1 protein-coding gene is annotated in these 957 nt (G+C 52.4%); it reads right to left on the bottom strand.

The genetic code is table 11. The features are described 5' to 3' along the window. Positions 1-957 (bottom strand): IS21 family transposase (istA, locus tag QWY20_RS18470; protein ID WP_330130451.1); only part of this gene is annotated, 957 nt, incomplete at both ends.

The following is a 957-nucleotide window of genomic DNA, read 5'->3' as shown; positions in this document are numbered from 1 at the left end:
AGTTGCTTCCAGTGTGACGGTTTGCCCTACCAGGTTATGCGGCACAGAGTAAGCGTGCTTGGCATACAGAACATGGTAGTCCGGCCCAACACGGGCCTGCTTGCTGTCGATATATGTGTAAGCGTATGCCGGTAGTGGCATCAGGGCGGGTTTATCAAGTCGCATGTAAAGCTCATAACGGGAGCCAGGATGAACACGCTGCTGTCGTTGATTCAGATCCATCAGCAGCTCCCGGATACGCTGGTTCAGGCTGGACAGTGTGTAGAAGTGCTCATAGCGCAGACGCATCAAGATCCAGCGTTCAACGATAAGAACCGCATTCTCCGCCTTTGATTTATCTTTAGGTCTGTATGGCCTGGCCGGGATGATGGCTGTGCCGTAGTGCCGCGCCATACGTGCGTAATTTTCATTAAGCACCGGGGCGTACCGGTTGGCTTTGGTCACAGCGGATCGCAGGTTATCTGGCACGAGTAGCTTGGGGACACCACCGAAGAACTCAAAGGCGCGAACATGCGCCATGATCCAGTCTTCAAGCTGTTGTGAGCGCCCGGCTTCAACATAGGTGTAGTTCGAGGCACCGAGAGTTGCGACGAAGATTTGTGCGTTGTAACGAACTTCGCCGGTATCCGGGTTGATAATTGGCACCGTAGGTCCGCAATAATCGATAAATAACTTGTCACCAGCGAGGTGTAATTGGCGCATGCTGCGCTTTTGGTTTTTTAGCCAGCCACGGTAGTGCTCACAGAACTGCGTGTAACCGTATGCTGTTGCGGGATCCATTTCGCGGTATTCTTGCCACAGAAGCAGCTTGGTCATGCCCTTGCGTTTAAGCTCCTGATGCATCTGTACGAAGTCAGGTTGTCGTTTTGAGCGAGATAAGTGCCTGCCTTTGTACACAGCATTCTCAAGCTCAGTATCACTGCAGTTCGGCGGTAATGGCCACGATAATTCACTGGA

This window comes from Alkalimonas cellulosilytica, assembly GCF_036325985.1.
In the GTDB taxonomy this organism is placed as follows: Bacteria; Pseudomonadota; Gammaproteobacteria; order Enterobacterales; family Alteromonadaceae; genus Alkalimonas; species Alkalimonas cellulosilytica.
The sequence above is the reverse complement of the archived record's forward strand: the minus strand, read 5'-3'. Positions and strand labels throughout refer to the sequence as shown.